Source organism: Amycolatopsis endophytica, from assembly GCF_013410405.1.
Taxonomy (GTDB): Bacteria; Actinomycetota; Actinomycetes; order Mycobacteriales; family Pseudonocardiaceae; genus Amycolatopsis_E; species Amycolatopsis_E endophytica.
Window position 1 is genome coordinate 367,698 of record NZ_JACCFK010000002.1, and the last position, 24,212, is coordinate 391,909.

The window sequence follows — 24,212 nt, forward strand, 5'->3', positions numbered from 1 at the left end:
TCTTGAGAGTTACTCGTGACAGAGGCACTGACCTGGGTTACCCGGTCGGGTAATTTCTGTCTCGATGCGGTCTCGAAACCTTCCGGATACGCCGAAGGGGCCTTCCCGGCTGGTGCTCGAGCCGGGAAGACCCCTTCGGCGCCGCCGGAGTGGCGGACGGGAAACGCTCAGGTGTCCGCGCCGCGGAAGTCCTCCGGCGAGACGGACTCGAGGAACTCGCGGAACTTCTCGACCTCGTCCTCCTGCTCGTCCGGGATGATCAGACCGGCCTCGTCGAGCACCGCGTCCACGGCGTGGATCGGCACGCCGACGCGCAGCGCCAGCGCCACCGAGTCGCTCGGCCGCGCGGAGACCCGGACGTCGCCGTCGAAGACCAGCTCGGCGAAGAACGTGCCCTCGCGCAGATCGGTGATCACGACCTGCTCCAGCTCGCGGCCCAGCGCGCCGATGACCTCCTTGAGAAGGTCGTGGGTCAGTGGGCGGGCGGGGCGGACGCCCTGCTGCTCGAGTGCGATCGCGGTGGCCTCCACCGATCCGATCCAGATCGGGAGGTACCGCTCACCCTGCGCCTCCCGCAGCAACAAGATCGGCTGGTTCGCGGGCAACTCGACCCGCACGCCGACGACGCGCATTTCGCTCATCGGGCTTCGCCTCCCTCTCGTGTGCGCGGGCCGCAGCGCTGGTCCGAGGGCCCCGCATCGACATCTCCGACGCTACCCGCCATCCCGGCGCCGTGCTCGCTCTGAGAACTCCGCTCGCTCCGGGAACTGTGTGGCGGTCGCTTGGACCGTTCCGGCAAATCCATCACCAACGGTACGGCATCCGCGGCCCGGAACGGAGACCCGAAACCATGTCATTACCGTCGCGACCCGTGACCAGCGGAGATCGAGACCGCTCCGGCGACCTCACCTGCCCGTCACGTCCCGGATGCCCGCTTTGACCAGCAGCGTGTGCAACGTCACCGACAGCGCCGCGAACTGGCGGGCCAGCTCGTCGGCACGGGCCTGGGCGTCGGCGTCGCGGTGCCGGGACACCGGCGTGACGATCTGCTGCAGCAGCCCGACCTCGCGGTCCGCCGAGGCCCGGAACGCCCGCAGGTGCCGGGGCTCGATGCCGAACTCGGTCATCGCGCGGACCGTGCGGGCCACCAGGACGGCGTCCGGATCGTAGAACCCGGCCGCACCGGGGCGGATCAGCCCGTACTGCTCGAGCTCGGCGAGCAGTACGGCGTCGATACCGGTCTCGGCGAGCAGGTCCTCCTGAGTCAGGCGGACGTCACGGCCGGGCGCGAAGTCGTCCGGCCGGGGCAGTCCGTCACCCGCGGCGGGATTCGCCGGGAGCGGGACGAGCCTGCGCGGCAGCCGCCCGCCCGCGACGGATACGTCGGTCAGGCCGCGGTCGGCGGCGTCGAGCTGCTCCTTGATGACCTTGAGCGGGAGGTAGTGGTCCCGCTGCGCGGCCAGCACGAACCGCAGCCGCTCGACGTCCGCCGCGGAGAACTGCCGGTATCCGGACGCCGTCCGGCCCGGGCGGACCAGCCCCTCCGATTCGAGGAACCTGATCTTGGAGATGGTGACATCGGGGAAGTCCGGGCGCAGTTGCGCCAGCACCGCCCCGATGCTCAGCCCATCACGCTGTGGCCGCCCGGCAGCCGTCACCGCGCCCCCTGGCCCCCGTGCCCCGGGCCGGTCAGGAAGACCAGGCGGAACTTGCCGATCTGCACCTCGTCACCGCCCGCGAGCACCGCCTGGTCGACCGGCTCGCGGTTGACGTAGGTGCCGTTGAGGCTGCCCACGTCGATGACGACGAACTCCCCGCCTTCGCGCCGGAACTCGGCGTGGCGGCGGGACACGGTGACGTCGTCGAGGAAGATGTCACTGTCCGGATGACGCCCGGCGCTCGTGGTGTCGCGGTCCAGCAGAAAGCGCGAACCCGCGTTGGGGCCCCGCTTGACCACCAGCAACGCCGTGCCGGCGGGCAGCGCGTCGACACCGGCGACCGAAGGCTCCGGCGTGGGCGCCTCCTGACCCTCCGCCTCCGCCAGGAAGTCGGCCCGGAAGACCGAGGTCCGCTCCGGAGACTGCTCCGGGGGAACGCCGGGCCCGTCGTTGGTGCTCACCTGAGCTCTCCTCACCACTGATATGTCGCTGGCTGAAAACCTGTGGCTGTCAACGTACCGTGCCTGATCGATTCGGCCCCCGCCGCTCCCCCCAAAACGAGCCCTAGCCTGCGGTCAGCCGGTTGTAGGCGTCGGCGTCGAGCAGTCCGGAGACCGCCTCGGCGTCGGCGACGCGGATCTCGACCAGCCAGCCCTCGCCGTAGGGGTCACTGTTGATCAGCTCGGGCGCGCCGTCCACCGCGTCGTTGACCGCGACGATCTCGCCGTCGAGCGGGGCGAACAGCTCGGACACGCTCTTGGTGGACTCGACCTCGCCGAACGGCTCCCCCGCGGTCACCGCCTTGCCCGTTTCGGGCAGGTCGACGAACACCACGTCGCCCAGCTGGTCCTGCGCGTACTCGGTGATCCCGACGCGTACCACGTCCGCGGCACGGGTGGCCACCCACTCGTGCTCCTCGGTGTAGCGCAACTCTTCCGGCGCGGCCACTCCACGTCCCCTTTCCTGCCCCGGCTCGCGGATCTGTCGCGATGCTCGCGGGCAGTCTTACATTCCCGCGCCCTGCCCGGCACGCCGGACCGCCCGGAAGGTCTGCAGGAGGTACAGCGCGCCGGACCACACGTAGAGCACGGCGCCCCAGGCGGTGAAGGAGTAGGCGATGGGCCGGGCGATGTCGGCGGCGGCCGAGGTGCCCTGGGTGAGCAGCAGGAACGGGAACGCATACATCAGCACGAAGGTCGCGGCCTTGCCGATGTAGGTGACCTCGGGTGGCGCGTAGTCGTTGCGGCGCAGCACCAGCAGCGCGACGCCGACGAGCAGTTCACGCCCGACGAGCACCGCGACGAGCCACCAGGGCACGATCCCGCGGACCAGGAACGCGACGAGGGTGGCGACGATGTAGAGCCGGTCGGCGGCCGGGTCGAGCAGCTGCCCGAGGCGGCTCATCTGGTTGAGCCAGCGGGCCAGTTTCCCGTCGAGCCAGTCGGAGAGGCCGCTGAACACCAGCAGCGCGAGGGCCCAGCCGTCGGCCCGGGGGCCGAGGAGGAGCCACAGGAACACCGGGACACCCGCCAGCCGCAGCAGGGACAGCAGGTTCGGCACGGTCCAGGCCTGCCGCAACAGGCTGGGCTCGGCCGGCTCGGTGCGGGGTTCGATCACCCTGTCACCCTATGTGGTGCCGACCGGCGGGAACCGGTCGGCTCGGACGGGCGGACCTCAGTTCGCGCGGCGGAAGGACCAGCCGCGGTCACGCAGGTCGGCGCAGGAGAGAACGAGCGGACGCCCGAGGTGGTCGGTACCGACCCAGCGCAGCGATCCGGAGGCGGGTTCGAGGACGTAGGGGCGGCCCTGGCTCCAGACGACGGAGCAGGGGGCGGTCGGGAGGGGGTCCGCCTCGGGCGCGGTTTCGGTGCTCAACACAACCGTGATGTCGCGCGACGGGAACGAAGTGTTAGCCGCCCGCCAACTGTTCACCCTTGCGGTGGATATCCGTCCACAATGGAACTTCGCCGGGCGCGTCCTGCCAGCGATTTCGCTGCCGTGGCGGTAGTTTCCCGCCATATGACCGCACCACGCCGCGCCCTCGCGCTGCTGTCCCTGACCGCCGCCGCGCTGGCGGGCTGTACCGATTCACCGGCCACCACGCCGAGCCCCGGCACCCCACCACCACCGGCGACGACCGCGACCACCACCACGACCACCACCCCGCCGTCGACGACGACCGCTGCGGCGCGGTCGGACGAGTGCGGCACGGTGACGGCCGCGAGCGGGCTGACACTGCGGGTCATGGACACCACCACCAGCGCACTGGACTGCGGCGCGGCGACGGACCTGGTGACCCGGTTCCAGCAGGCCATCACCGGGCGGCAGCCGGCGGACTCGGCGCGGCCGGTCAGCGAGACCGTCGACGGATGGCTGTGCGTGTCGGGCCCGCCCGCGTCACAGGGCGGCACCAGCTGCAGCCGCGGCGAGGACACCGTGTTCGCCCAGGTCGTGCAGCCGGAGTAGCCGCCCCCGGCGAACCGGGGGCGGCAGGTGGCTCAGCCCTTGAGACCGGGGAAGTCGTCCTCGCGGAACTCGCCCGCGGGGCGGGACTCCGGCGTGGCCTGCTCCTTGCCGCGCAGCTCGACGCGGCGGATCTTGCCCGAGATCGTCTTCGGCAGGTCGGCGAACTCCAGGCGCCGGATCCGCTTGTACGGCGCGAGGTGGTCGCGGCAGAACGCCAGGATGCTCTCCGCGGTGGCCGCGTCCGGCTGGTGACCGGCGGCGAGCACGACGAACGCCTTGGGCACCGCGAGCCGGATCGGGTCCGGGGCAGGCACCACCGCCGCCTCCGCGACCGCCTCGTGTTCGAGCAGCACGCTTTCCAGCTCGAACGGCGAGATGCGGTAGTCGGACGCCTTGAAGACGTCATCGGTGCGGCCGACGTAGGTGATGTAGCCCTTCTCGTCGACCGACCCGACGTCGCCGGTGTGGTAGTAGCCGCCCCGGAACGCCTCCGCGGTGCGTTCGTCGTCGTCGGCGTAGCCGACCATCAGGCCCACCGGCCGCCGCGTCAGGTCCAGGCAGATCTCGCCCTCCTCGGCCCGCTGCCCGGTCACGGGGTCGACGAGCACGACGTCGAACCCGGGCACCGGCCGTCCCATCGAGCCGGACTTGACCTCCTGCCCGGGCGTGTTGGCGATCTGCACGCTGGTCTCGGTCTGGCCGAAGCCGTCCCGGATCGTCACGCCCCACGCCTTGCGGACCTGGTCGATCACCTCCGGGTTGAGCGGCTCGCCCGCGCCGACGACCTTCGAGGGCGGGGTTTCCAGCGCGCCGAGGTCGGCCTGGATCAGCATCCGCCACACCGTCGGCGGCGCGCAGAAGCTGGTGATGCCGCATCGCTGCATCTGCCCCATCAGCGCGACGGCGTCGAAGCGGGTGTAGTTGAACAGGAACACCGTGGCCTCGGCGTTCCACGGCGCGAACACGTTGCTCCACGCGTGTTTCGCCCAGCCGGGCGAGGAGATGTTGAGGTGCACGTCGCCCGGCTCCAGGCCGACCCAGTACATCGTGGACAGGTGCCCGACCGGGTAGGACACCTGCGTGTGCTGCACCAGTTTCGGCTTGGCCGTGGTGCCGGAGGTGAAGTACAGCAGCAGCGGGTCGGACGCGGCGGTCGGACCGTCCGGGGTGAACGATTCCACCGCGGCATAGGCGTCGGCGAAGTGCTGCCAGCCCTCCGCCGGATCCCCCACCGCGATGCGCGTGTAGTCCCCGGCGACGTCGGCGAACTTCTCCGCGTCCGCCGAGCGCACGACGACGTGCCTGGCGTTGCCGCGCTCGACCCGGTCACGCAGGTCGGCCGCGCCGAGCAGGGTCGACGCCGGGATGATGACCGCGCCGAGCTTGATCGCGGCGAGGATGGTCTCCCACAGCTCGACCTGGTTGCCCAGCATCAGGATGAGCCGGTCGCCGCGGCCGACGCCGAGGCCGCGCAGCCAGTTCGCGACCTGGTTGGAGCGGCGGGACATCTCGGGGTAGGTCCAGCGGCCCTCGCTACCGTCCTCCTCCACAATCCACAGCGCGTATTTCTCCGCGTTGGCCTCGTCGGCGGCGACCACGTCGAACCAGTCCAGCGCCCAGTTGAACTCGTCGAGCTCGGGCCAGCGGAAGTCGCGTCGGGCGGTGTCGTAGTCCTCGCGGTGCGCGACCAGGAAGTCGCGTGCCTCGCGGAAGCGCTCGTGAGCGGCTGGATGGACACTGCTCATGTTCGTTCTCCTCATTCGCCCGTGAACTCCGGTGCCCGGCGCTCGAGGAACGCCTGCACCGCTTCCTGGAGGTCCTTGCTGGGCAGGAACGCCGCGTTCCAGGTGGAGACGTAGCGCAGCCCGTCGGTGACCTGCCGCTCGGTGGTCAGCGACAGCACCTCCTTGACCCCCTGCACGACCAGCGGCGGGTTGCCCGCGATCTCGTTCGCCATCTCCTCGGCGGCGGCCAGCACCGCCTCCTGGTCGTCGTGGATGTCGTTGACCAGGCCGATCTTCTCCGCGCGGGCGGCGTCGATGTCCTTGCCGGTCAGCGCGAGCTCCCGCAGGTGGCCCTCGCCGATGATCCCGCTCAGGCGCTGCAGACTGCCCAGGTCGGCCACGATCGCGACCTTCGCCTCCCGCACGCTGAACTTCGCGTCCGCGCTCGCCAACCGCACGTCGGCGGCCGCGATCACGTCGACGCCGCCGCCGATGCACCATCCGGACACCGCGGCGATCACCGGCGTGCGGCACTCCGCGACGGCGGTGACGGACTCCTGCAGCACCCGGATCTCGCGGAGGAACTCGGTGCGCGGACCTGCCAGCGCGTCCCCGGCCAGCAGCGGCGCCCACGCGCCCATCATCGCGGGCAGGTCCAGGCCGTAGGAGAAGTTCTTCCCGCTGCCGGTGAGCACGATCGCCCGGACGGCCGGGTCGGCGTCCAGCGCGCGGAACACGATCGGCAGCTCACGCCAGAAGTCGGGCCCCATGGCGTTGCCCTTGCCGGGGCCGAGCAGGGTCACCCTGGCGATCGGACCGGTGCGCTCGACGGCGAGCGACACCAGGTCCGGCAGCTTGTCGGCGGTGTCAGTCATGGCTGCCATCTTGGCTCATCCGGACGCTTTCGCGCGTCAGGCCCTGCGCGGGGGCGGACCGGGATGGTTTCCTGATCGTCATGCTGACCCGTCCACTGGAGACCACCGGACTGGCCGCCGCGTTCCCGTTCGAGGGTCACCGGCTCTGCTACACCGAGTTCGGCACCGGTGACCGCGTCGTCGTGCTCGCGCACGGCCTCATGTTCACCCGGCGCATGCACGCCCCGCTGGCGCGGCGGCTGGCCGCCGACGGGTTCCGGGTGATCACCCTGGACCTGCTCGGGCACGGCGATTCGGACCGGCCGCACCAGTCATGGCACTACTCCATCCCGGCGTTCGGGGACCAGGTGGTGGCGCTGCTGGACCACCTCGACGTCGATCGCGCGGTGGTCGGCGGGACGTCGCTGGGTGCGAACGTGGCGCTGGAGGTCGCGGTCAAGGCGCCGGAGCGGCTGCGCGGGATCGTGGTCGAGATGCCGGTGCTGGACAACGCGATCGTCGCCGGGCTGCTGGCGTTCACCCCGCTGTTGTTCGCCGCGCGGTTCGTGCCGTTCGGGGTGCAGACGGTGGCGAAGGTGGCCGGGCTGGTGCCGCAGGGCAGCCAGTGGGTCGACGTCGTGACCGACACGCTGGACCAGCGCCCGGCCGCGATGGCGGCGCTGCTGCACGGCGTGTTCTTCGGCCGGATCGCGCCGCCGCGGTCGGTGCGGCGCACCATCGAGGTGCCCGCGCTGGTCATCGGCCACCAGCGCGACCCGATCCACCCCTTCGGCGACGCCGACACCCTGGCCGCCGACCTGCCCGCGGCGGAGTTCGTGCAGGCCCGCAGCCCGGTCGAGCTGCGCTTCGACCCGCAGCGCCTGACCGGCGCGATCCTGGCCTTCACCCACCGCTGCCACACCTGAGCCCAACCCGGCCGCCGTGTTGGCCGCTCCCGGCACCGTGTTGGCCGCTCCCGGCACCGTGTTGGCCGTTCCGGGCGCCGTGTTGGCCGCTCCGGGCGCCGTGTCTGGCGTTGCGGGCATCAGCGGAGATCGTCGGGGAGCAGACCGGCCACCGGGCCGATCACGATCACCGCCGGGGGGCGCACTCCGGCGGCCTTGGCGGACTCCGCCGCGGTTGCCAGCGTGAAGCGGTGCACGCGCTGCGCGGCCATCGTGCCGTTCTCCACGATCGCGACGGGCGTGTCGCCGGGGCGGCCGCCGTCGAGCAGGGCGGCGGCGAACAGGCCGAGCCGTTCGACGCCCATCATCAGCACGATCGTCCCGCGCAGCTTCGCCAGGGCCGGCCAGTCGGTCAGGGAACTCTCGTGGTCCGGCGCGACGTGCCCGGACACGACGACCACCTCGTGCGCCACCCCGCGGTGCGTCACCGGCACCCCGGCGACCGCGGGACCGGCGATCGAGCTGGTGATGCCCGGCACCACCGTCACCGGCACGCCCGCCTCCGCACACGCGAGCAGCTCCTCGAACCCGCGGCCGAACACGTACGGGTCACCGCCCTTGAGGCGCACCACGAACCGGCCCGCCTTGGCGTGTTCGACGAGTGTGGCGTTGATGAACTCCTGGCTCGCGGCCCGGCCGTAGGGGATCTTGGCCGCGTCGACGACCTCGACGTCGGGCGGCAGCTCGTCCAGCAGCTCGCGCGGCGCGAGCCGGTCGGCCACCACCACGTCGGCCCGCGCGAGGAGGCGACGGCCCTTGACCGTGATCAGCTCCGGGTCACCGGGGCCGCCGCCGACGAGCGCGACACCGGGCAGCTCGGTGGCGTCGGGCGGCGTCAGGTCGTCGGCGATCGCGCCGGTGTGCAGTGCTTCGACGATGTTGTCCCGTACCGCGGCCGAACGCAGCGGCTGACCGCCGGACAGCACGCCCAGGACAAGGCCCTCGTGGCGGCCGGCCGCGGCGGTGACGGCAGTGCCCTCGATACCGGCGTCGGCACGCACGCAGAAGATCCGTCGGCGCTCGGCCTCCGCGCAGATCGCGGCGTTGACCTCGGCATCGTCGGTGCAGGCCAGCGCGTACCAGGCGCCGTCGAGGTCGCCTTCGGCGTAGCGGCGCTGGTGCCAGACCACCTCGCCCGCGTCGACCATGCCGCCCACGGCGGGGGTGGTCGACGGCGAGATCAGCTCGACCGCGGCACCGGCGCTGATCAGGCGCGGCAGCCGGCGCTGGGCGACGGTGCCGCCGCCGACGAGCACCACGCGCCGTCCGGCGAGGTCGAGGCCGACGAGGTAGTGCTGGTCTTCAGGCATGGGCCAAGCATGCCTGCCGTTTCCCGCGCGGACACCTCAGGGTTGCAGGAGTGTGAGCAACTCCGTATTGCCGAACATGCGCGCGGCCTCCACGGCCGACGGGGTGCCCGCCGCCGGGTCCGCTCCCCCGTCGAGCAGTGCCTTGACCACGCCGGGCTCGTTCTTGAACACGGCTCCGGCGAGCGGGCTCTGGCCCTTGTCGTTGAGCCGGTTGGGGTCGGCGCCGCGCTCCAGCAGGGCCTTCACCGTGTCCGCGTGCCCGTGGTAGGCCGCGAGCATCACCAGCGTGTCGCCGCGGTCGTTGGTGAGGTTGGCCGCGATCCCGGCGTCCACGTAGGCCGCCAGTGTCTCCGTCCGTCCCTCGCGGGCCATCCCGAAGACCCGGCTCCACAGCTCGATCATTTCCTCGGACGGCTCGCTCATGACGGCCAGCGTAACGCCGTGCGGGCCACCCGGCCGGATGGCCCGCACGGCGTTCAACGCGCCGACGAGGGATACGGCAGCAGTGCCATCTCCCGGGCGTTCTTGATGGCTGTGGCCACCTGTTTCTGCTGCGTGGGCGTCAGACCGGTGACCCGGCGGGCGCGGATCTTGCCCCGGTCGGAGATGAACTTGCGCAGCAGGTCCACGTCCTTGTAGTCCACGACGGACACCTTCTCGGCGGCGAGCAGGTTGCGGCGCCGCCGCCCCGGCCGGTCCTTGGCGTACTTGGGCACGGCGCTCACCAGCTCGACTTCGACACGCCGGGCAGCTCCCCGCGGTGGGCCATCTCGCGCAGCCGCACCCGGGACAGCCCGAACTTGCGGAAGTAGCCGCGCGGGCGCCCGTCGGCGGTGTCGCGGTTGCGCAGCCGGGTCGGGCTCGCGTCGCGCGGCAGCTTCTGCAGTGCCGACACCGCCGCCGCCCGCTCCTCCGGTGTGGAGCGCACGGACGAGACGACGGCTTTCAGCTCGGCCCGGCGCTCGGCGTAGCGGGCCACGATCACGCGCCGCTGCTCGTCGCGGGCGATCTTCGACTTCTTCGCCATCAGCGCTCCTCCCGGAACTCGACGTGGCGGCGCACCACCGGATCGAACTTGCGCAGCACCATCCGGTCCGGGTCGTTGCGCCGGTTCTTCCTGGTCACGTACGTGTACCCGGTGCCAGCGGTCGAGCGGAGCTTGATGATCGGGCGGACGTCGTTGCGGGCCACTACAGCTTCACCCCCTTCGCGCGCAGCTCGGCCACGACCGCCTCGATGCCGCGCTTGTCGATCGTCTTGATGCCCTTCGCCGACACCCGCAACGTGACCCAGCGCCCTTCGGACGGGATCCAGTAGCGCCGCCGCTGGACGTTCGGGTCCCAGCGCCGCGAGGTGCGCCGGTGCGAATGGGACACCTGCTTGCCGAAGCCCGGCTTGCGGCCGGTGACCTGGCAGACCGCCGACATCCACCCTCCCTAGTTGGTAGCGATTTTCATTACCAACTACTCTACAACGCGTGGATCCCGAAACGACCGGCACCACCCGGGTGCCCCTCACCCTGATCAGCGGCCTCGTCCCGGCGGCGACCGCGGAACTGGCCGACCAGGCCCGCGTGGCCCGGCCCGGCACCGCGGTCGTCCACCACGACCTGCGCGAGATCGACGGCGGGATCGTCCGGCGACGGCTCCAGATGGGTGCGCACGACGAGACGACCGTCCTCGAACTCGCCCACGGCTGCGTGTCCTGCACGCTGCGGGAGGACCTGCTCCCCCTGCTGCGGCGCCTGGCGGGCACGCCCGGCGTGCGGCACATCGTGGTGCGGCTGGACGAGGCGATGGAGCCCGAACCGGTCTGCTGGGCCATCGCCCACGTCCTGGTCGGCGACCGGCCGGTGAGCGACTTCGTGACGATCGAGGGCGTGCACACCGTGCTCGACCGCGGCAGCTGGCTGGCCGACGCGACCGGCGACGACACCCTCGACGAGCGGAACCTGCGGGCCAGCCAGGACGACGAGCGCACGGTCGCGCAGGTCGCGTTGTCGCAGGCCGAGTTCGCCGATGTGCTCGTGCTGACCGGTACGGCCGACGCCTGGACCGACGCGAAGACCGCCGCCGTGCTCGACCGGGTCGCGCCGTCCGCGCTGCGCACCTCGCACCTCGCCGAGGTGCCCACCGGTGCGCGCCGCGGCGCGGTGACCGACATGCACGGCGCGCTCGTGCACGGCGAGCCCCCGCTGCACGCCGACTGCGGTGTCGCGACCCTGTTGTTCACCGCGCAGCGCCCGTTCCACCCGGAGCGGCTGCACGACGCGCTCGACGTCCTGCTCGACGGTGTGGTGCGCACGCGGGGCCGGGTGTGGGTCGCGACGCAGCCGGACATGGCGCTGTGGCTGGAGTCGGCGGGCGGCGGTCTGGGCATCGGGCACGCCGGGCCGTGGCTGGACGCCGCGGACGGTCCCGCGTGGACGGACGTCACGCCCGAACGGCGGACCCTGGCCTCGTTGCGCTGGCACCCGGTGTTCGGCGACCGGGCACAGGAGGTCTTCGTCGTCACCGATCAGGCCACACCGGACGAGATCGAGGAAGCGCTGTCCGCGGCGCTGCTCACCGACGCCGAACTGGCCGCCGGGCAGCAGGAGTGGCGCACCTACGACGACCCGTTCGGCGACTGGCACGAAGAACCGTGCGAAGACACCGAAGAGACGCAGGACGTGAACGTCACGTCCGGAACGGAGAAGCAGTGAAACCGGGTATTCACCCCGACTACCACCCGGTGGTGTTCCAGGACAGCGCCACCGGGGACGCGTTCCTGACGCGGTCGACCATCACCTCGGAGAAGACGATCGAGTGGAGCGACGGGAACACCTACCCGCTCGTGCTGGTCGACGTCAGCTCGTGGTCGCACCCGTTCTGGACCGGCAACCGGCGGATCATGGACACGGCGGGCCAGGTGGAGAAGTTCCACCGCCGCTACGGAAGGCGGAAGTGATGGCGGTTCCCAAGCGCAAGATGTCGCGCAGCAACACCCGCCACCGCCGCGCACAGTGGAAGGCCGTCAAGCCGGACCTGGTGCCGGTGGTGATCGACGGCAAGGAGCAGCTCGTGCCGCGCAATCTGCTCGGCCACTTCCACCGGCTGGCGCGGTGAGGGTCACCGTCCTGTCCGGGTTCCTCGGTGCGGGCAAGACGACGCTGCTCAACCACGTCCTGGGCAACACCGAGGGGATGCGGGTCGCGGTGATCGTCAACGACATGAGCGAGGTCAACATCGACGCCGCGCTCGTCCGCACCGAGGAACGCCTGGTGGAGATGACGAACGGCTGCATCTGCTGCACGCTGCGCGACGATCTCCTGGAGGAGGTCGGTCGGCTCGCCGACGAGGGCCGGTTCGACCACGTGCTGATCGAGTCCAGCGGCATCTCCGAGCCGATGCCGGTCGCCGCGACCTTCACGTTCCTGCCCCGTGCGCGCCTGGACACGATGGTCACGGTGGTGGACGCGGCGAACTTCACCCGCGAGCTGGACAGCGGCGACGACCTGGTCGCGCGGGCGCTCGACCAGTACGAGGGCGACGAGCGCACGGTCAGTGACCTGCTGATCGACCAGGTCGAGTTCGCCGACGTGCTGCTGCTGAACAAGACCGACCTCGTGGGCGAGGCCGGCCTGGCCCGGCTGGAGGCGGTGCTGCGGCGCCTGAACCCGGCGGCGGAGGTGGTCCGGACCAGCTTCGGGCGCGTGCCGGTGTCCGCGGTGGTCGGCACCGGCCGGTACGACCCGCAGCGCGCGAGCGAGGCGCCGGGATGGGTGGCCGAGCTCAACGGCGACCACGTGCCGGAAACCGATGAGTACGGCATCTCCAGCGTCGTGTTCCGCGCGGAACGGCCCTTCGACGCGGACCGGCTGTGGGAGTTCGTGGCGCACGACCTGGACTCCGGCCGGTTCGGGAAGGTGTTGCGCTCCAAGGGTTTCTTCGCGCTCGCCTCTCGTCCGGGTGTGGTGGGACTGTGGTCGCAGGCCGGCGCGGTGGCGCGGTTCGAGCCGCAGGGCGCCGGGCCCGCGCGGCAGGAACTGGTGTTCATCGGCACCGAGCTGGACCACGGGGCGCTCACCGCGGCGCTGGAGGACTGTCTCAGCGTGGCGGAGGCGGCTCCGGCGGCGGATCCGTTCCCGGCGTGGGACCTTCACGCTCACGCGGGGCACGCGCACTGAGCCACCCGCGCGCGAGTCCCACGCTCCCGTGCGCGAGTCCCGCGCTCGGTCAGCGAGGAGGTGGGTCGGGCTCCGGTGCCGCGGTTGTGCCGCGCGCGCTGAGCCGTCCCTGGAGCTGGTCGAACGCGACCGCCAGCAGGATCAGCACCCCGATCGCGATGCGCAGGTAGAAGGAATTGATCCCGAGCAGGTTGCCGCCGTTGTTCAGGGTGGAGGTGATCAGCGCACCGGCCGCCGCGCCGAGTGCGCTGCCCTTCGCCCCGAACAGGCTCGCCCCGCCGATCACACACGCCGCGATCGCGTCCAGTTCGTAGGTCTCGCCCATCGTCGGCACGCCCGCGTCGAGCCGGGAGGCCAGCAGGATCCCGCCGATCCCGGCCAGCAGCCCGGACAGCGCGTACACGGTGACCAGCACGCGCGGCACCGGCACCCCCGCCAGCCGCGCCGACTCCGCGTTCGACCCGGCCGCGTACACGTAGCGGCCGAACACCGTGCGGCGCAACAGGAAACCGGCCAGCAGGATCATCACGACCGTGATCAGGAACAGGTTCGGGATGCCCCAGACGGTGTCGTTCGCGATCGAGGCGAACCCGTCGGGCAGCGGCTGGATCGTGTTGGCGTTCGTGATCACCAGCACCAGCCCGCGGGCCGCGCCCATCATGCCGAGCGTGACGATGAACGGCGGCAGCTTCGCATACGCCACCAGCACCCCGTTGACCACGCCGACGACCGCACCGGCCGCGGCCGCGCACAGCACCGCGAGCGGGATCGGGAACCCGGCCACCAGCAGCTGCGCCGCCACCGCCCCGGACAACCCGACCACGGAGCCGACGGACAGGTCGATGCCCTTGGTGAGGATCACCAGCAGCTCGCCGATCGCGATGATCCCGAACACCGCCCACTGCCGCGACAGGTTCGCCAGGTTGCCGCTGGTCAGAAAGCTGTCCGTGGCCAGCGCCAGCGCGCCGAACAGGATCACCAGGACGACCAGGCCGCCGCCCTCGCGCCCGACCGCCTCGCGCCAGCCGACGATCCGCGGCGGCGGCTCGCCGAGGTCGCGTTCACGAACGACCAGTGCCATCCGACCTCCCTGTGCTCGCGAGCGTCAGCAAGCTCTCCTCGGTCGCCTCGGCGGCAGGCACGTCCCCGACCACCGCTCCCCGCCGCAGGACGACGATCCGGTCGACCAGGCCGAGCAGTTCCGGCAGGTACGACGACACCACGACGATCGCGAACCCACGGGAGGCCAGGTCACCGATCAGCGTGTACAGCTCGGCCTTCGCGCCCACGTCGACGCCCTTGGTCGGCTCGTCGAACAGCAGCACCCGCACGTCGGTGACCAGCCACCGCGCCAGCAGCACCTTCTGCTGGTTGCCACCGGACAATGTGGACACCGGCTGGTCGTAGGAACCGGCCCGCAACCGCAGCCCGTCGAGCACCTCGTCGACCCGTTCGGACTCGCGGCGCCGCGACAGCAGTCCGCGGGAGGCGATCGCGGGCAGGCTCGCCACCGACACGTTCTCCCGGACCGACAGCTCGGGCAGGAGCCCCAGTTCCTTGCGGTCCTCCGACAGCAGGCCGATGCCGGACCGCACCGCCTCGCGCGGGCGGCCCGAGGGCACCCGTTTGCCGTCCACCTCGACCGTGCCCGACACCGGCGGATCGGCACCGAAGATGGCGCGCAGCAGCTCGCTGCGGCCCGCGCCGAGCAGCCCCGCGACACCGACGATCTCGCCCGCGCGCACGTCCAGGTCCACGGTGTGCGCGCTGCCCCGTGGCCGCAGCCCGCGCACCCGCAGCAACGGCGCGGTCCGCTCGGACCGTCCCGCGGCCGCGGGATACAGCTCCTCGACGTCCCGGCCGACCATGGCCGCGATCAGGCTGTCCTCGGTGAACTCGCGCAGCGCGCCCGCCCGCGTCACCGTGCCGTCGCGCAGCACCGTGACGCGGTCGCCGATCTCGAACATCTCCTCCAGCCGGTGGCTGACGTAGAGCACGGCGACGCCCTCCTCGCGCAGCGCGGTGATGCGGCGCAGCAGGGCCTTCGCCTCCGCTCCCGACAGCGCGGTCGTCGGCTCGTCGAAGATCACCACGCGCGGATCGTCGCCGAGCACGCGCGCGATCTCGACCAGCTGACGGGTGGCGGCGGACAGTTCCGCCACCGGCGTCAGCGGGTTCAGGTCGAGGCCGACCCGCTCCAGCTTGCGGGCCGCCTCGGTCCGCATCCGGCGCCGGTCGACCACTCCCGCGCGGGCGGGCAGGCCACCGATGAGCAGGTTCTCCGCGACGGAGAGGTCCGGCAGCAGGCTCAGTTCCTGGTACACCGCGCCGATCCCGGCAGCACGCGCGGCGGCCGGGCCGACCGCCATGGGCATCGGCCGTCCGTCCACCCGGTACTCCCCCGCGTCCCGGCGGAGCGCGCCGGTGAGCACCCGGATCAGCGTCGACTTCCCGGCGCCGTTCTCCCCGGCCAGGCAGTGCACCTCACCGGCGTGCAGGTCGAGCGAGACGTCGTGCAGCGCCACCGTGCCACCGAAGGTCTTGCGCAGCCCGGACAGACGGATCCGTGGCGTGGTCACCGGCTCGCCTGGGCAGTCGGCGGGTTGAGCAGATCGCGGACCTCCGGCGAGTTCATGTTGCCCTGGTCGGCGATCACCGCGCCCGGGTCGAGCGAGCGCGGCAGCTTCGCGCCGGTCGACGCCGCGATCGCCTCGACCACGCCCTGGTAGCCGAAAAAGTACGGGTTCTGCACCACGAGCGCGTCGATCGACCCGTCGGCCAGTGCCGCGTTCTCCTGCGGGTCGGAGTCGAACGCCACCACCGGCAGCGTGGCCGCGCGGCCGGTGTCCTTGACCGCGCGGGCCGCGCCGTTGCCGGACATGTTGTTCGCCGCGAACACGCCCGCCAGGTCGGGCACCGCGCCGAGCGCGTCGTTGACCTGGTTGGCCGCGGTGCTGATGTCGTTGTTGTTGAACCGTTCTTCCCAGACGGTGATCTCCGGGCAGTTCCCGGCCAGTCCCTGCCGGAAGCCGCGCGCCCTGTCACCCAGCGCCTGCACACCGGCGACGGCGTTCTCCAGCAGCACCTGCCCGCTGGTGCGGCCCTGGGCGCGGATCAGCTCGCACAGCCGCTGCCCGGCCTGCTCACCGGCACGCAGGTTGTCGGTGCCGATGAACGCCTCGGTCTCGGTGGTGACGGTGCCGTCGACGGTGATCACCTTGATACCGGCCTGCCGCGCCCGCTCGATCACCTTGTCCAGGGCGCTCTCCGAGTTCGCCGCCAGCACGATCGCGTCCACGCCACGCGAGATCGAGTTCTCCACCAGCTGGACCTGCTCGTTGACGTCAGTCTCCGAGGTCGGCCCGAACCGGCCTACGTCGACCCCGAGGTCGGCGCCCGCCTGCTGGGCCCCGGCGAACATGCTCTGCCAGAAGGCGGAGTCGGTGGCCTTCACGATGACATCGACGCGCAGCCCGGACGCCGCGCCGGGACCCGCCTGGCCGGTCGAGCCGCCGCCCCCGCTCGCCCGCCCGGCCACGAGGCCGATCACCAGGGCGAGCACCGCGGCCGCCACGAGCAACGGTGTCGAGAACAGCACCCGGTTCCGCGCCATCGCCCACGCCTCCCAGTGCCTCGTCGCGCAGTGGCCCGCGGCGGAAGGTAGCACAGCGGAGCTGGGCAAGTAAACGATTACTCGGAGCGGTAGAGCATTCCGAGGAACTCACGTAGCAGCCGTTCCCGCAACGCCGGGCTCGCGGCGCCCAGGAGCGCGTTGATCTCGGCCATGCGGTCCGGCAGCCGGGCACCCCCACCCATCCCGGCGGCGGTGAGCAGGCCCGCGAACTGTTCAGCGGTCAGGGTCTCCGGGTCGAGCGCGGCGACGAACGCGGCCACGTCCTCGTCCACCGTGACCGGACCGGCCGCGCGCGCGGCAGCGACCGAGGCCGCCAGGTCCGAGGCGAGCTCCGCCTCACTCCCCCGGTTCGCGGCCGTCACCGTGAGGTGCAGGTTCACCGGCGAGGACGCGTGGGCGAACTGCGGCTGCACGTACCAGCCGCGCACGCGCATCTCGTCGGCGACGGTGAACAGGTCGAAGCCCTCGTCCGTGGCGGTGAGGGCGAGCAGGGTCGAGTCCGGCTCCGCGAGCAGCCGCAGACCGTCGATCGCCTCGATGCCGTGCGCGAGTCCGGTGACGGCGGCGAGTGTCCGCCGTGCCAGTTCGAGATAGCCGTCGTCGCCGAGGTGCCGTACCACCGCCCAGGCTGCGGCGAGCGGACCACCGGAGCGGGTGGACTGGATCGTGCTGTTCAGCATCGTGTAGCCGGGCCAGTCGGCGCTGGCGAAATAGTGACCGCGCCGCAGGTCCGCGTTCGCGTGCAGCAGCACCGACACGCCTTTCGCGCAATAGGCGTATTTGTGCAGGTCGACCGAGATGCTGGTCACGCCCTCGACGCCGAACCCGAAGTCGGGCACGGGACGGCCCAGACGGCGGAAGTAGGGCAGGATCCAGCCGCCGATGCACGCGTCGACGTGCATCCGGACCCCGCGCGCGGCGGCCGCGGCGGCGATCTCCGCGATGGGGTCGAGCACGCCGTGTGCGTAGGAGGGAGCGCCGGCGACCACGAGGACGGTGGTGTCGTCGATCGCGGCGGCCATCGCGCCGGGGTCGGCGCGGAAGGTTCCCGGGTCGGCCGGCACGACGACCGGGCGGACCCGGAACAGGTGCGCGGCCTTGTGGAACGCGGCGTGCGCGGTCGAGGGCAGGACCATGCTCGGCGCGGTCACGTCCGGCCGTCCCTCGCGCGCGGCGAGCACGGCGAGCAGGCACGATTCGGTGCCACCGGAAGTCACCGCGCCGACCGTCTCCTCGGTGCCACCGAGGAGCCCCGCGGCCGTCGCGACGAGGTCGTTTTCCAGGCGCCGCAGGCTCGGGAACGCGGTCGGGTCGAGGCCGTTGGCGGAGGAGGCGAGCGCATGGGCCTGCGCCGCCAGGTCGTCCACACCGGACAGCCCGCTGTCGTAGACGTAGGCCAGGGTGCGGCCACCGTGCGTCGGCAGGTCACCGGCGCGCAGCTCGCGCAGCTGCTCCAGGACCTCGCGCGCGGGCCTCAACGGACTTCCAGCACCGAACGGCGCAGCAGCGGCAGGCCCGCCAGCACGAGAATGCCGGGCAGCAGCGAGAAGCCGAGCAGGATCGCGGTCACCGCGCTGTCCGGCTGCGCCGCGTTGGCATCCACACTGGACACATAGCCGCCCGCGGAGAGCACGAGCCCGAACAGGCCCGGCCCCAGAGCCAGTCCCAGTGTCTCCGACGCCGTCCACACCCCGGCCGTGATGCCGGCGCGGGTGGCGCCGGTGCGCTCCTCCTCGGCGCTGATCAGATCGGGCAGGATCGCCAGCGGGAACACCTGGATACCGGCGTAGCCGACCCCGGCCAGCGCCACGAACACGAACGACACCGCGGTCGGCAGCACCAACGCCGCGCACAGGCCGGCGCTGCCCGCACCGAAGGCGAGACAGGCGAACCGGAAACCCCACAGCTTGCCCCAGCGGGCGCCGATGCGCGGCCACAGCGGCATCGTCAGCAGCGCGGGCAGCACGAACCCGACGAACAGGAACGTCTGCAGGTCCGCGTCGCCGAACACGTGTCGCGACGCGTAGTTCACGCCAGCCAGGAGGGTGGCCAGGCCGAGTGACTGGACGAAGTAGACGCCCAGCAGCCAGCGGAACGGGCGCCACTGCCGCATCGTCGCCCACAGCTCGCGCCATCCCGGCGTCGGCGGCCGCAGGTTCCCGACGGGCGCGCCGCGCGTGCCCAGGTACACCGCGATCGTGCCGAGGATCATGATCACGCCCATGGCGATGCCCATGACGCGGTAGCCGGTGACGCCACCGACCTGGTTGGTGATCTCGGGCGCGCCGCCACCGGCGACGAGGATCGCGATCGCGAGCAGGCCGATGCGCCAGCTGGTGAGGCGGGTGCGCTCGTCGTAGCTGTCGGTCAGCTCCGCGGGCAGCGCGTTGTAGGGCACCTGGAAGAACGCGAACGCGGTGGCGCAGAGGAAGAACGCGAGCACCACATACCCCGCGTCCAGGGGTGTGCTGCCGAACCCGGGATGGGCGAAGATCGCCGCGAACAGCACCGCCACCCCGAGCCCGCCGAACAGCAGGAACGGTCGGCGGCTGCCGCGCCTGGCCAGGCTCGCGTCCGACAGCCGCCCGGCGACCGGGTTGAACACGACGTCCCATGCCTTGGGCACGAGCACGATCGCACCCGCGACCGCGCCCGGCACCGCCATCGTGTCGGTGAGGTAGGGCAGCAGCAACAGGCCGGGCACCGTGCCGAACGCGCCGGTGACGAACGACCCGGCGGAGTAGCCGAGCCTGGTCTTGGCCGGTAGGGCGACCATGGTCCTCCGATCGACACCCGATGATCGCCCGCATCGTTGCACCGCTGCCGCCCCCGCGAGCCGCCGGGGCGCGAATCGTTACGAGACGACGAACGCGCGGGAGGTGCCGGTGAACGCGGTGGTGCCGGTCAGCGACTTGGCGTCGCCGGTGTGCACGATGCGGTACTTGCCGATCGGGGTGCCTGCCGGGATGTCCCAGGTGATCGCCGCCTTCGATTCGGCCAGGAACGTGCGGGTCCAGCGGTACTTCGTGGCCCAGTCGCCGTCGTCGGCGTGGCGCACCCACCGTTCGCCGTCCAGGCGCTGGACCTCCAGGAACGTGCCGTTCCGGTGCAGGTCGTTCTTCGGGTGGCCGGTCACGAACTCGACCAGCACCTGCTCGCCGCGCCGGTAACTGCCACGGGCCTCGGTGAGCACGTCGCCGAACCGCTTGAGCAGTGGCGGGGAATCCACCACCACACCGGGCTGGAAGGTGAGCTGGTCGTCGGACAGGTCGCGGGGCACCGGGCCGTGCGGAACGCTCGCGCCGGTGCGCATCGCGGCCGCCAGCCGGGCGAACTCCTGCTGGTAGGCCGGGAGCGTGTACCGGCCGAAGAGGGTGGAGGCGCCCTCGTACTGCTGCGAGTCGTATTCCTCCGGGGTCGTCACGTACTGGCTGTAGGCGTTGGCGTAGCCCTGCATGATCACGTTCTCCAGCGGCGCACCCAGCTCGGCCGCGACCGCGCGGCGGATCCGCAGCCCGGCGACGATCGTGTACTCCGCCGGCCCGCCCACCAGGTACAGCTGGCCCAGCCGCAGGATCTGCAGCGGCAGCACATCCGGCGCCCACGGGTACGGCTTCATCGCCCCGAACGGCACCGCCACCACCTTCGGCGCCTGCGCGTCGGCCAGTGCCCGCGGGATGGGCGCGTCCATCCCGCCGAGCGCGTCGAGGAACGGGTTGCGAACCCCTTCGGGCAGGGGCAGACCGGGGCCGTCCTCGGTGCTGCCCGCGAGCATCGACACACCGATCGCCGCGGTGGCCGTGGTGTGCTGTTTCCCGTCCGGGGTGAAGCGGCCGTCGACGGTCACCTTCGACATGTCCACGTAGCAGAACCGGAAGTCCAGCGGCCCCTCCACCGGGGTGGCCGCGTTGTCGTAGGCGGTTCTGGCGGCGGTGAACTGGCGCTCGCCGATGATGCGGGTGTTCTCGAACTCGTCCTCGGTGGGTCCCGAGCCAGGTTTCAGGTTCAGGTTCGGGGACATGTCGCCGGAGTTGGTCTGCGGGAAGCACGCCACGAACGCCGGTTCGCCGTCCAGGTAACGGGTGCCCCGGCCGTGCTCCCAGGCGTAGGCCGCGTAGCCCTTGTTGTCGCCGCTGATCAGCTTGTTACCGTTGGTCATGGACGTGCCGTGGGTGGCGAACCAGGCGATCGCGCCGACGTCCCGCCCGCCCTGGGTGAACCGCAGCACGGTGACCGCGGGATCGATCGACAGCGGAAAATGGTCCTTGTCCGCCTGCGGATTCAGTTCGAACGCCGTGCAGGACCGGTTGACACTCGCGTCGGTCAGCTCACCACGGCCGAGCGTGATCGTGCCCGGCGCGAGGTTGTCGTGGGCCTGCTCGATCGCCTCCGCGATCCCCGCCACCTGCGCGTCGTAAGTCTGCTGCTGAAATCCGAGGATCGACAGGTTGTAGGCCGCGTACCAGGAGGATCCACCACAGCCGGCGTGCGTGTGGGTAGCGTTGAGCAGCACGTTCCGCTCGGTGTAGAGGTCGCCGTATTTCTCCGCGAGCCGGGCCAGCACCCCTTGGTGCACGGCTTGGAAGAGCGCCCCGAGGTCCGCGTTGACATACACGATCCGCGCGGTGCTCGTGGCGACGATGTAGGCCCTGGCCCGGGTCCGCTGGTGAATGCCCGCTGTCTGCTGTTGCGGCATCGAATAGCCCATCATCCCGCACTCGGCGGCAGGCCCTGTCACGTCAGAGAGTCCGACGCCGACCTGGAAGCCCTCCTGAGCAGCGGCTGTGGTCGAGCCGAGCAAGGTCGCCGCGAGCGGCGTCGCGGCCGCCCCGGCCAGAAGGCTCCTGCGGCTCACGAGCATCGTTGCCTCCGTCAGACGTGAAGTGTTTTCAGGTTTGACGGAGCTTAGGCGAGTGGACGCAGCGGCGCCAACCCTCGGACGGGTGGTTCGGAATTCCGTAACCGCTACGCGGCGCGCTACGCGAGTACCCAGGGCGCCGAGCTCGCAAGCTCGCAGCCGATCGCCCCTCCCGGCCCGGAGGGCCAACACAGTGCCCGAAACGGCAAACACGCCGCCCGGAGCGGCAAACACAGCGCCCGGAGCGGCAAACACGGTGCGGCGCGCGGCGTGTTTGCCGCTCCCGCTGGCGTGTTGGCCCTTCCGGGCAGCGTGTTTGCTCTTCCGGGCAGCGTGTTTGCTCTTCCGGGACACCAGCCACCCACCAAACCGGAACCCGGCAGCGCGACCCGGTCACCAGGACGCCCAGTCCTCCCCCCGCACCCCGATCCGAAGCCCAGTTCTGCGGCCGATCAGGCGGGGGCAAGGCAGTCTTTCCCGCTTGGCCCCGCCTGCTCGGCCGCAGAAACAGGGAAAAATCGGGGCGGCCACAATCGGGGCGTAGCGAAGCGAAGCCGGCGCTTTCGGCCGCGCGCAGCGCGAAACCCGCGTAGCGGCCGCGAAACTCACGCCAAAGCGTCCGCGATCCGCCGCAAACCTTCAGCATCCCCGCGCAACAACAACGTCGTCACCACCGTCTGATCCCACGCCGCCAGTTCCGCCCGGATCTTCTCCGGCGGCCCGATCAGCGACGTGTCCTCCACCAGCGACGTAGGAATAGCCGCAACCGCCTCTTCCTTACGACCCGCGAGATAAAGCTCTTGAACCTTCTCCGCCACATCCGCATATCCCAAGCGGGCGAACACGTCCTTGTGGAAATTCACCTGCTTGGCTCCCATGCCCCCGATATACAGAGCCAGCGACGGCTTGATGAAACCCGCCGCCGTCTCGACATCGTCGTGCACGATGACCGGCACCGACGCCGCCACTTCGAACGTCTCCTGCGTCTGCCGGGCGCCAGGGCGGGCGAAGCCTTCCGCGAGTGCCGCACGATAGAAATCATCGCTCTTCGGGGAGAAGAACAACGGCAGCCAGCCATCACAGATTTCCGCCGCCAGCGCGACGTTCTTCGGCCCCTCGGCGGCGAGGTGGATCGGGATCTCCGGGCGCAGCGGGTGGACCGTGGACTTCAGCGGCTTCCCCAGACCGGTCCCGCCCCGCAACGGCAACTGGTACTGGTCACCGTCGAAGGTGACCGGCTCGCCCCGCGCCACCACGCGGCGCACGATCTCCACGTACTCGCGCGTCCGCGCCAGCGGCCGAGGGTAGGGCTGCCCGTACCAGCCCTCCACGACCTGCGGCCCCGAAGCGCCCAGTCCCAGGATGAACCGGCCACCCGACAGATGATCCAGCGTCATCGCGGCCATCGCCGTCGCGGTCGGGGTGCGAGCCGACATCTGGATGATGTTCGTCCCCAGTTTGACCCGCGAGGTCGCCGCGCCCCACCAGGCCAGCGGCGTCAGCGCGTCCGAGCCGTACCCTTCGGCCGTCCACACCGAGTCGAACCCGAGCTCCTCCGCCGTCCGGATCGCCTCCAGCGCACCCTCCGGCGGGCCGGCGGACCAGTAACCGATGTGATAGCCGAGCTTCACGACACCTCCCGGGGAACATAATGAGTCGAACTGTCCCGTTCGGACAGTGGCGGCAGGTTGCGCGCCGGGGTTTCCACGAGCGGCACGTCCGCGGGCACGTCACCGCGGACCCGCTGCCATCCGGCACGGGCACGCGGGTGGAACCGCCGGTCGTGCGGCACGAACCGGAACGCGAACCCGATCGCCCGCCCGGTCAGCCGGTGCAGCGCCTCGTCGCGCCGCGACCAGCGGTAGCCCAGCCGCTCCCGCACCGCCGGGTGGTACATGCCGACCGTGAACCACACGAACTGCTTCGCGATCAGGACCCGCAACGGCCGCCACAGCGGATCCGGCAGCCACGCCGCGAACGGCGGCTTGTCCAGGCCCCGCAGGTCGAGCACGTCCCGCGTGGCCTTGTTGTCCTCCAGGACCTCGGTGCACATGTGCTCCCAGTATTCACCGAACTCCTCCCACGACCCGGGCACCGGCCGCATGCTCATGCCGTAGAGCGCGTACCACTGGACGTGTTCGTCGAACAGGCGCCGCTTCTGCTCCTCGCTCAGCCCGCCCATCATCCGCTCCGCGGCGATCACGGTGAGCATGAAGAACGTCGAGTGCGCCCAGTAGAACGTGCCCGGGTTCAGGGCGTGGTAGCGGCGGCCGCGGGAGTCCACGCCCTGGATGGTGTCGTGGTAGCCGCGCACCGTCCGCGCCGTCTCCGCCGCGCGCGGGCCGTCGTAGACGACGCCACCGATCGGGTAGAGGGACCGGAACAGGCGCTGCCACCGTTCGGCGAAGAACCGCGAGTGCTCCTCGACGCCCGCGCCGAGCTCGGGGTGCATGTTCTGCATCGAGCCCGCCCACAGCGCCATGAGCAGCGTCCGCCAGTCGCCGAAGTACTTCCACGTCAGCGAATCGGGGCCGAGAGGCTGCGGTGCCATGATCCGAACGCTACAATTGACAAC

At 71.3% G+C, this 24,212-nt stretch carries 28 protein-coding genes; 6 read left to right on the plus strand and 22 right to left on the minus strand.

Annotation, left to right across the window (positions count from 1 at the left end; all coding sequences use genetic code 11):
• Window positions 1-167 precede the first annotated feature (167 nt).
• The 6 genes from HNR02_RS27350 to HNR02_RS27375 all read right to left on the minus strand — a co-directional run bounded on the left by HNR02_RS27350 (window position 168) and on the right by HNR02_RS27375 (window position 3,536).
• Window positions 168-641, minus strand: a complete 474-nt coding sequence (locus tag HNR02_RS27350; protein ID WP_179776442.1) for a bifunctional nuclease family protein — start codon at window positions 639-641, stop codon at window positions 168-170.
• 264 nt (window positions 642-905) lie between these two features.
• A complete protein-coding gene (gene ftsR, locus HNR02_RS27355; RefSeq protein ID WP_179776443.1) occupies window positions 906-1,658 on the minus strand; it encodes a transcriptional regulator FtsR in 753 nt (250 codons plus the stop codon).
• A complete protein-coding gene (garA, locus tag HNR02_RS27360) occupies window positions 1,655-2,119 on the minus strand; it encodes a glycogen accumulation regulator GarA (RefSeq protein ID WP_179776444.1) in 465 nt (154 codons plus the stop codon). The genes ftsR and garA overlap by 4 nt, the downstream gene beginning before the upstream one ends.
• Window positions 2,120-2,222: 103 nt before the next feature.
• Window positions 2,223-2,606 (minus strand): glycine cleavage system protein GcvH, encoded by a 384-nt coding sequence (gene gcvH, locus HNR02_RS27365; RefSeq protein ID WP_179776445.1) that lies wholly within the window; start codon window positions 2,604-2,606, stop codon window positions 2,223-2,225.
• A 57-nt stretch (window positions 2,607-2,663) separates the two neighbouring features.
• Window positions 2,664-3,275 carry a cardiolipin synthase ClsA gene (clsA, locus tag HNR02_RS27370; protein ID WP_179776446.1) on the minus strand — a complete coding sequence of 204 codons (612 nt, stop codon included), beginning with the start codon at window positions 3,273-3,275 and terminating at the stop codon, window positions 2,664-2,666.
• 57 nt (window positions 3,276-3,332) lie between these two features.
• A complete protein-coding gene (locus HNR02_RS27375) occupies window positions 3,333-3,536 on the minus strand; it encodes a hypothetical protein (protein ID WP_179776447.1) in 204 nt (67 codons plus the stop codon).
• A gap of 141 nt (window positions 3,537-3,677) precedes the next feature.
• On the opposite strand from HNR02_RS27375, the gene HNR02_RS35150 reads away from it, so the two are divergent.
• Window positions 3,678-4,124: a hypothetical protein gene (locus HNR02_RS35150; protein WP_218914288.1), complete on the plus strand. Its 447-nt coding sequence runs from the start codon at window positions 3,678-3,680 to the stop codon at window positions 4,122-4,124.
• A gap of 32 nt (window positions 4,125-4,156) precedes the next feature.
• On the opposite strand, the gene HNR02_RS27385 is transcribed toward HNR02_RS35150, so the two are convergent.
• Window positions 4,157-5,869, minus strand: a complete 1,713-nt coding sequence (locus HNR02_RS27385) for an AMP-binding protein (RefSeq protein ID WP_179776448.1) — start codon at window positions 5,867-5,869, stop codon at window positions 4,157-4,159.
• A gap of 11 nt (window positions 5,870-5,880) precedes the next feature.
• Window positions 5,881-6,723, minus strand: a complete 843-nt coding sequence (locus HNR02_RS27390; protein WP_179776449.1) for a crotonase/enoyl-CoA hydratase family protein — start codon at window positions 6,721-6,723, stop codon at window positions 5,881-5,883.
• Between the two features lie 80 nt (window positions 6,724-6,803).
• Here HNR02_RS27390 and HNR02_RS27395 point away from each other — a divergent pair, with 80 nt between their 5' ends.
• On the plus strand, window positions 6,804-7,628 hold the full coding sequence (locus tag HNR02_RS27395) for an alpha/beta fold hydrolase (protein WP_179776450.1): 825 nt from the start codon (window positions 6,804-6,806) through the stop codon (window positions 7,626-7,628).
• A gap of 119 nt (window positions 7,629-7,747) precedes the next feature.
• On the opposite strand, the gene cobA is transcribed toward HNR02_RS27395, so the two are convergent.
• The 6 genes from cobA to rpmB are packed head-to-tail and all read right to left on the minus strand — an operon-like array spanning window position 7,748 to window position 10,404.
• On the minus strand, window positions 7,748-8,977 hold the full coding sequence (gene cobA / locus HNR02_RS27400) for a uroporphyrinogen-III C-methyltransferase (protein WP_179776451.1): 1,230 nt from the start codon (window positions 8,975-8,977) through the stop codon (window positions 7,748-7,750).
• Window positions 8,978-9,013: 36 nt separating this feature from the next.
• On the minus strand, window positions 9,014-9,400 hold the full coding sequence (locus HNR02_RS27405; protein ID WP_179776452.1) for an ankyrin repeat domain-containing protein: 387 nt from the start codon (window positions 9,398-9,400) through the stop codon (window positions 9,014-9,016).
• Window positions 9,401-9,453: 53 nt separating this feature from the next.
• Complete coding sequence (rpsR, locus tag HNR02_RS27410; protein ID WP_179776453.1) at window positions 9,454-9,702, minus strand: 30S ribosomal protein S18; 249 nt, start codon at window positions 9,700-9,702, stop codon at window positions 9,454-9,456.
• Entirely contained in the window at window positions 9,699-10,004 is a 306-nt protein-coding gene (gene rpsN / locus HNR02_RS27415) for a 30S ribosomal protein S14 (protein ID WP_179776454.1), read from the minus strand. The genes rpsR and rpsN overlap by 4 nt, the downstream gene beginning before the upstream one ends.
• The gene (gene rpmG / locus HNR02_RS27420) at window positions 10,004-10,168 is read right to left on the minus strand and encodes a 50S ribosomal protein L33 (protein WP_017988077.1); all 165 of its coding nucleotides are present in this window, start codon (window positions 10,166-10,168) and stop codon (window positions 10,004-10,006) included. The genes rpsN and rpmG overlap by 1 nt, the downstream gene beginning before the upstream one ends.
• On the minus strand, window positions 10,168-10,404 hold the full coding sequence (gene rpmB / locus HNR02_RS27425) for a 50S ribosomal protein L28 (protein ID WP_179776455.1): 237 nt from the start codon (window positions 10,402-10,404) through the stop codon (window positions 10,168-10,170). The genes rpmG and rpmB overlap by 1 nt, the downstream gene beginning before the upstream one ends.
• Before the next feature lie 50 nt (window positions 10,405-10,454).
• Here rpmB and mrf point away from each other — a divergent pair, with 50 nt between their 5' ends.
• Genes mrf through HNR02_RS27445 form a run of 4 tightly spaced genes read left to right on the plus strand, consistent with a single transcriptional unit; the run spans window position 10,455 to window position 13,145 of the window.
• Window positions 10,455-11,681: a ribosome hibernation factor-recruiting GTPase MRF gene (gene mrf / locus HNR02_RS27430; protein ID WP_179776456.1), complete on the plus strand. Its 1,227-nt coding sequence runs from the start codon at window positions 10,455-10,457 to the stop codon at window positions 11,679-11,681.
• A complete protein-coding gene (locus HNR02_RS27435) occupies window positions 11,678-11,926 on the plus strand; it encodes a type B 50S ribosomal protein L31 (RefSeq protein ID WP_179776457.1) in 249 nt (82 codons plus the stop codon). The genes mrf and HNR02_RS27435 overlap by 4 nt, the downstream gene beginning before the upstream one ends.
• On the plus strand, window positions 11,926-12,084 hold the full coding sequence (gene rpmF, locus HNR02_RS27440) for a 50S ribosomal protein L32 (RefSeq protein WP_179776458.1): 159 nt from the start codon (window positions 11,926-11,928) through the stop codon (window positions 12,082-12,084). Before HNR02_RS27435 ends, rpmF begins: the two co-directional genes overlap by 1 nt.
• A complete protein-coding gene (locus HNR02_RS27445; protein ID WP_179776459.1) occupies window positions 12,081-13,145 on the plus strand; it encodes a GTP-binding protein in 1,065 nt (354 codons plus the stop codon). The genes rpmF and HNR02_RS27445 overlap by 4 nt, the downstream gene beginning before the upstream one ends.
• Before the next feature lie 49 nt (window positions 13,146-13,194).
• Here the strand turns inward: HNR02_RS27445 and HNR02_RS27450 are convergent, their stop codons facing one another.
• The 8 genes from HNR02_RS27450 to HNR02_RS27485 all read right to left on the minus strand — a co-directional run bounded on the left by HNR02_RS27450 (window position 13,195) and on the right by HNR02_RS27485 (window position 24,188).
• Complete coding sequence (locus HNR02_RS27450; RefSeq protein ID WP_179776460.1) at window positions 13,195-14,226, minus strand: ABC transporter permease; 1,032 nt, start codon at window positions 14,224-14,226, stop codon at window positions 13,195-13,197.
• On the minus strand, window positions 14,207-15,724 hold the full coding sequence (locus HNR02_RS27455) for a sugar ABC transporter ATP-binding protein (RefSeq protein WP_179776461.1): 1,518 nt from the start codon (window positions 15,722-15,724) through the stop codon (window positions 14,207-14,209). The genes HNR02_RS27450 and HNR02_RS27455 overlap by 20 nt, the downstream gene beginning before the upstream one ends.
• Window positions 15,721-16,758, minus strand: coding sequence for an ABC transporter substrate-binding protein (locus HNR02_RS27460; protein ID WP_179776462.1), 1,038 nt, complete (start codon window positions 16,756-16,758; stop codon window positions 15,721-15,723). The genes HNR02_RS27455 and HNR02_RS27460 overlap by 4 nt, the downstream gene beginning before the upstream one ends.
• A 77-nt stretch (window positions 16,759-16,835) precedes the next feature.
• The gene (locus HNR02_RS27465) at window positions 16,836-18,257 is read right to left on the minus strand and encodes a pyridoxal phosphate-dependent decarboxylase family protein (RefSeq protein ID WP_179776463.1); all 1,422 of its coding nucleotides are present in this window, start codon (window positions 18,255-18,257) and stop codon (window positions 16,836-16,838) included.
• Entirely contained in the window at window positions 18,254-19,555 is a 1,302-nt protein-coding gene (locus HNR02_RS27470; protein ID WP_179776464.1) for an MFS transporter, read from the minus strand. The genes HNR02_RS27465 and HNR02_RS27470 overlap by 4 nt, the downstream gene beginning before the upstream one ends.
• A gap of 78 nt (window positions 19,556-19,633) precedes the next feature.
• Entirely contained in the window at window positions 19,634-21,640 is a 2,007-nt protein-coding gene (locus HNR02_RS27475) for a neutral/alkaline ceramidase (protein WP_179776465.1), read from the minus strand.
• A gap of 602 nt (window positions 21,641-22,242) precedes the next feature.
• Entirely contained in the window at window positions 22,243-23,268 is a 1,026-nt protein-coding gene (locus HNR02_RS27480; RefSeq protein ID WP_179776466.1) for an LLM class F420-dependent oxidoreductase, read from the minus strand.
• On the minus strand, window positions 23,265-24,188 hold the full coding sequence (locus HNR02_RS27485) for an oxygenase MpaB family protein (protein WP_179776467.1): 924 nt from the start codon (window positions 24,186-24,188) through the stop codon (window positions 23,265-23,267). The genes HNR02_RS27480 and HNR02_RS27485 overlap by 4 nt, the downstream gene beginning before the upstream one ends.
• Window positions 24,189-24,212 lie beyond the last annotated feature (24 nt).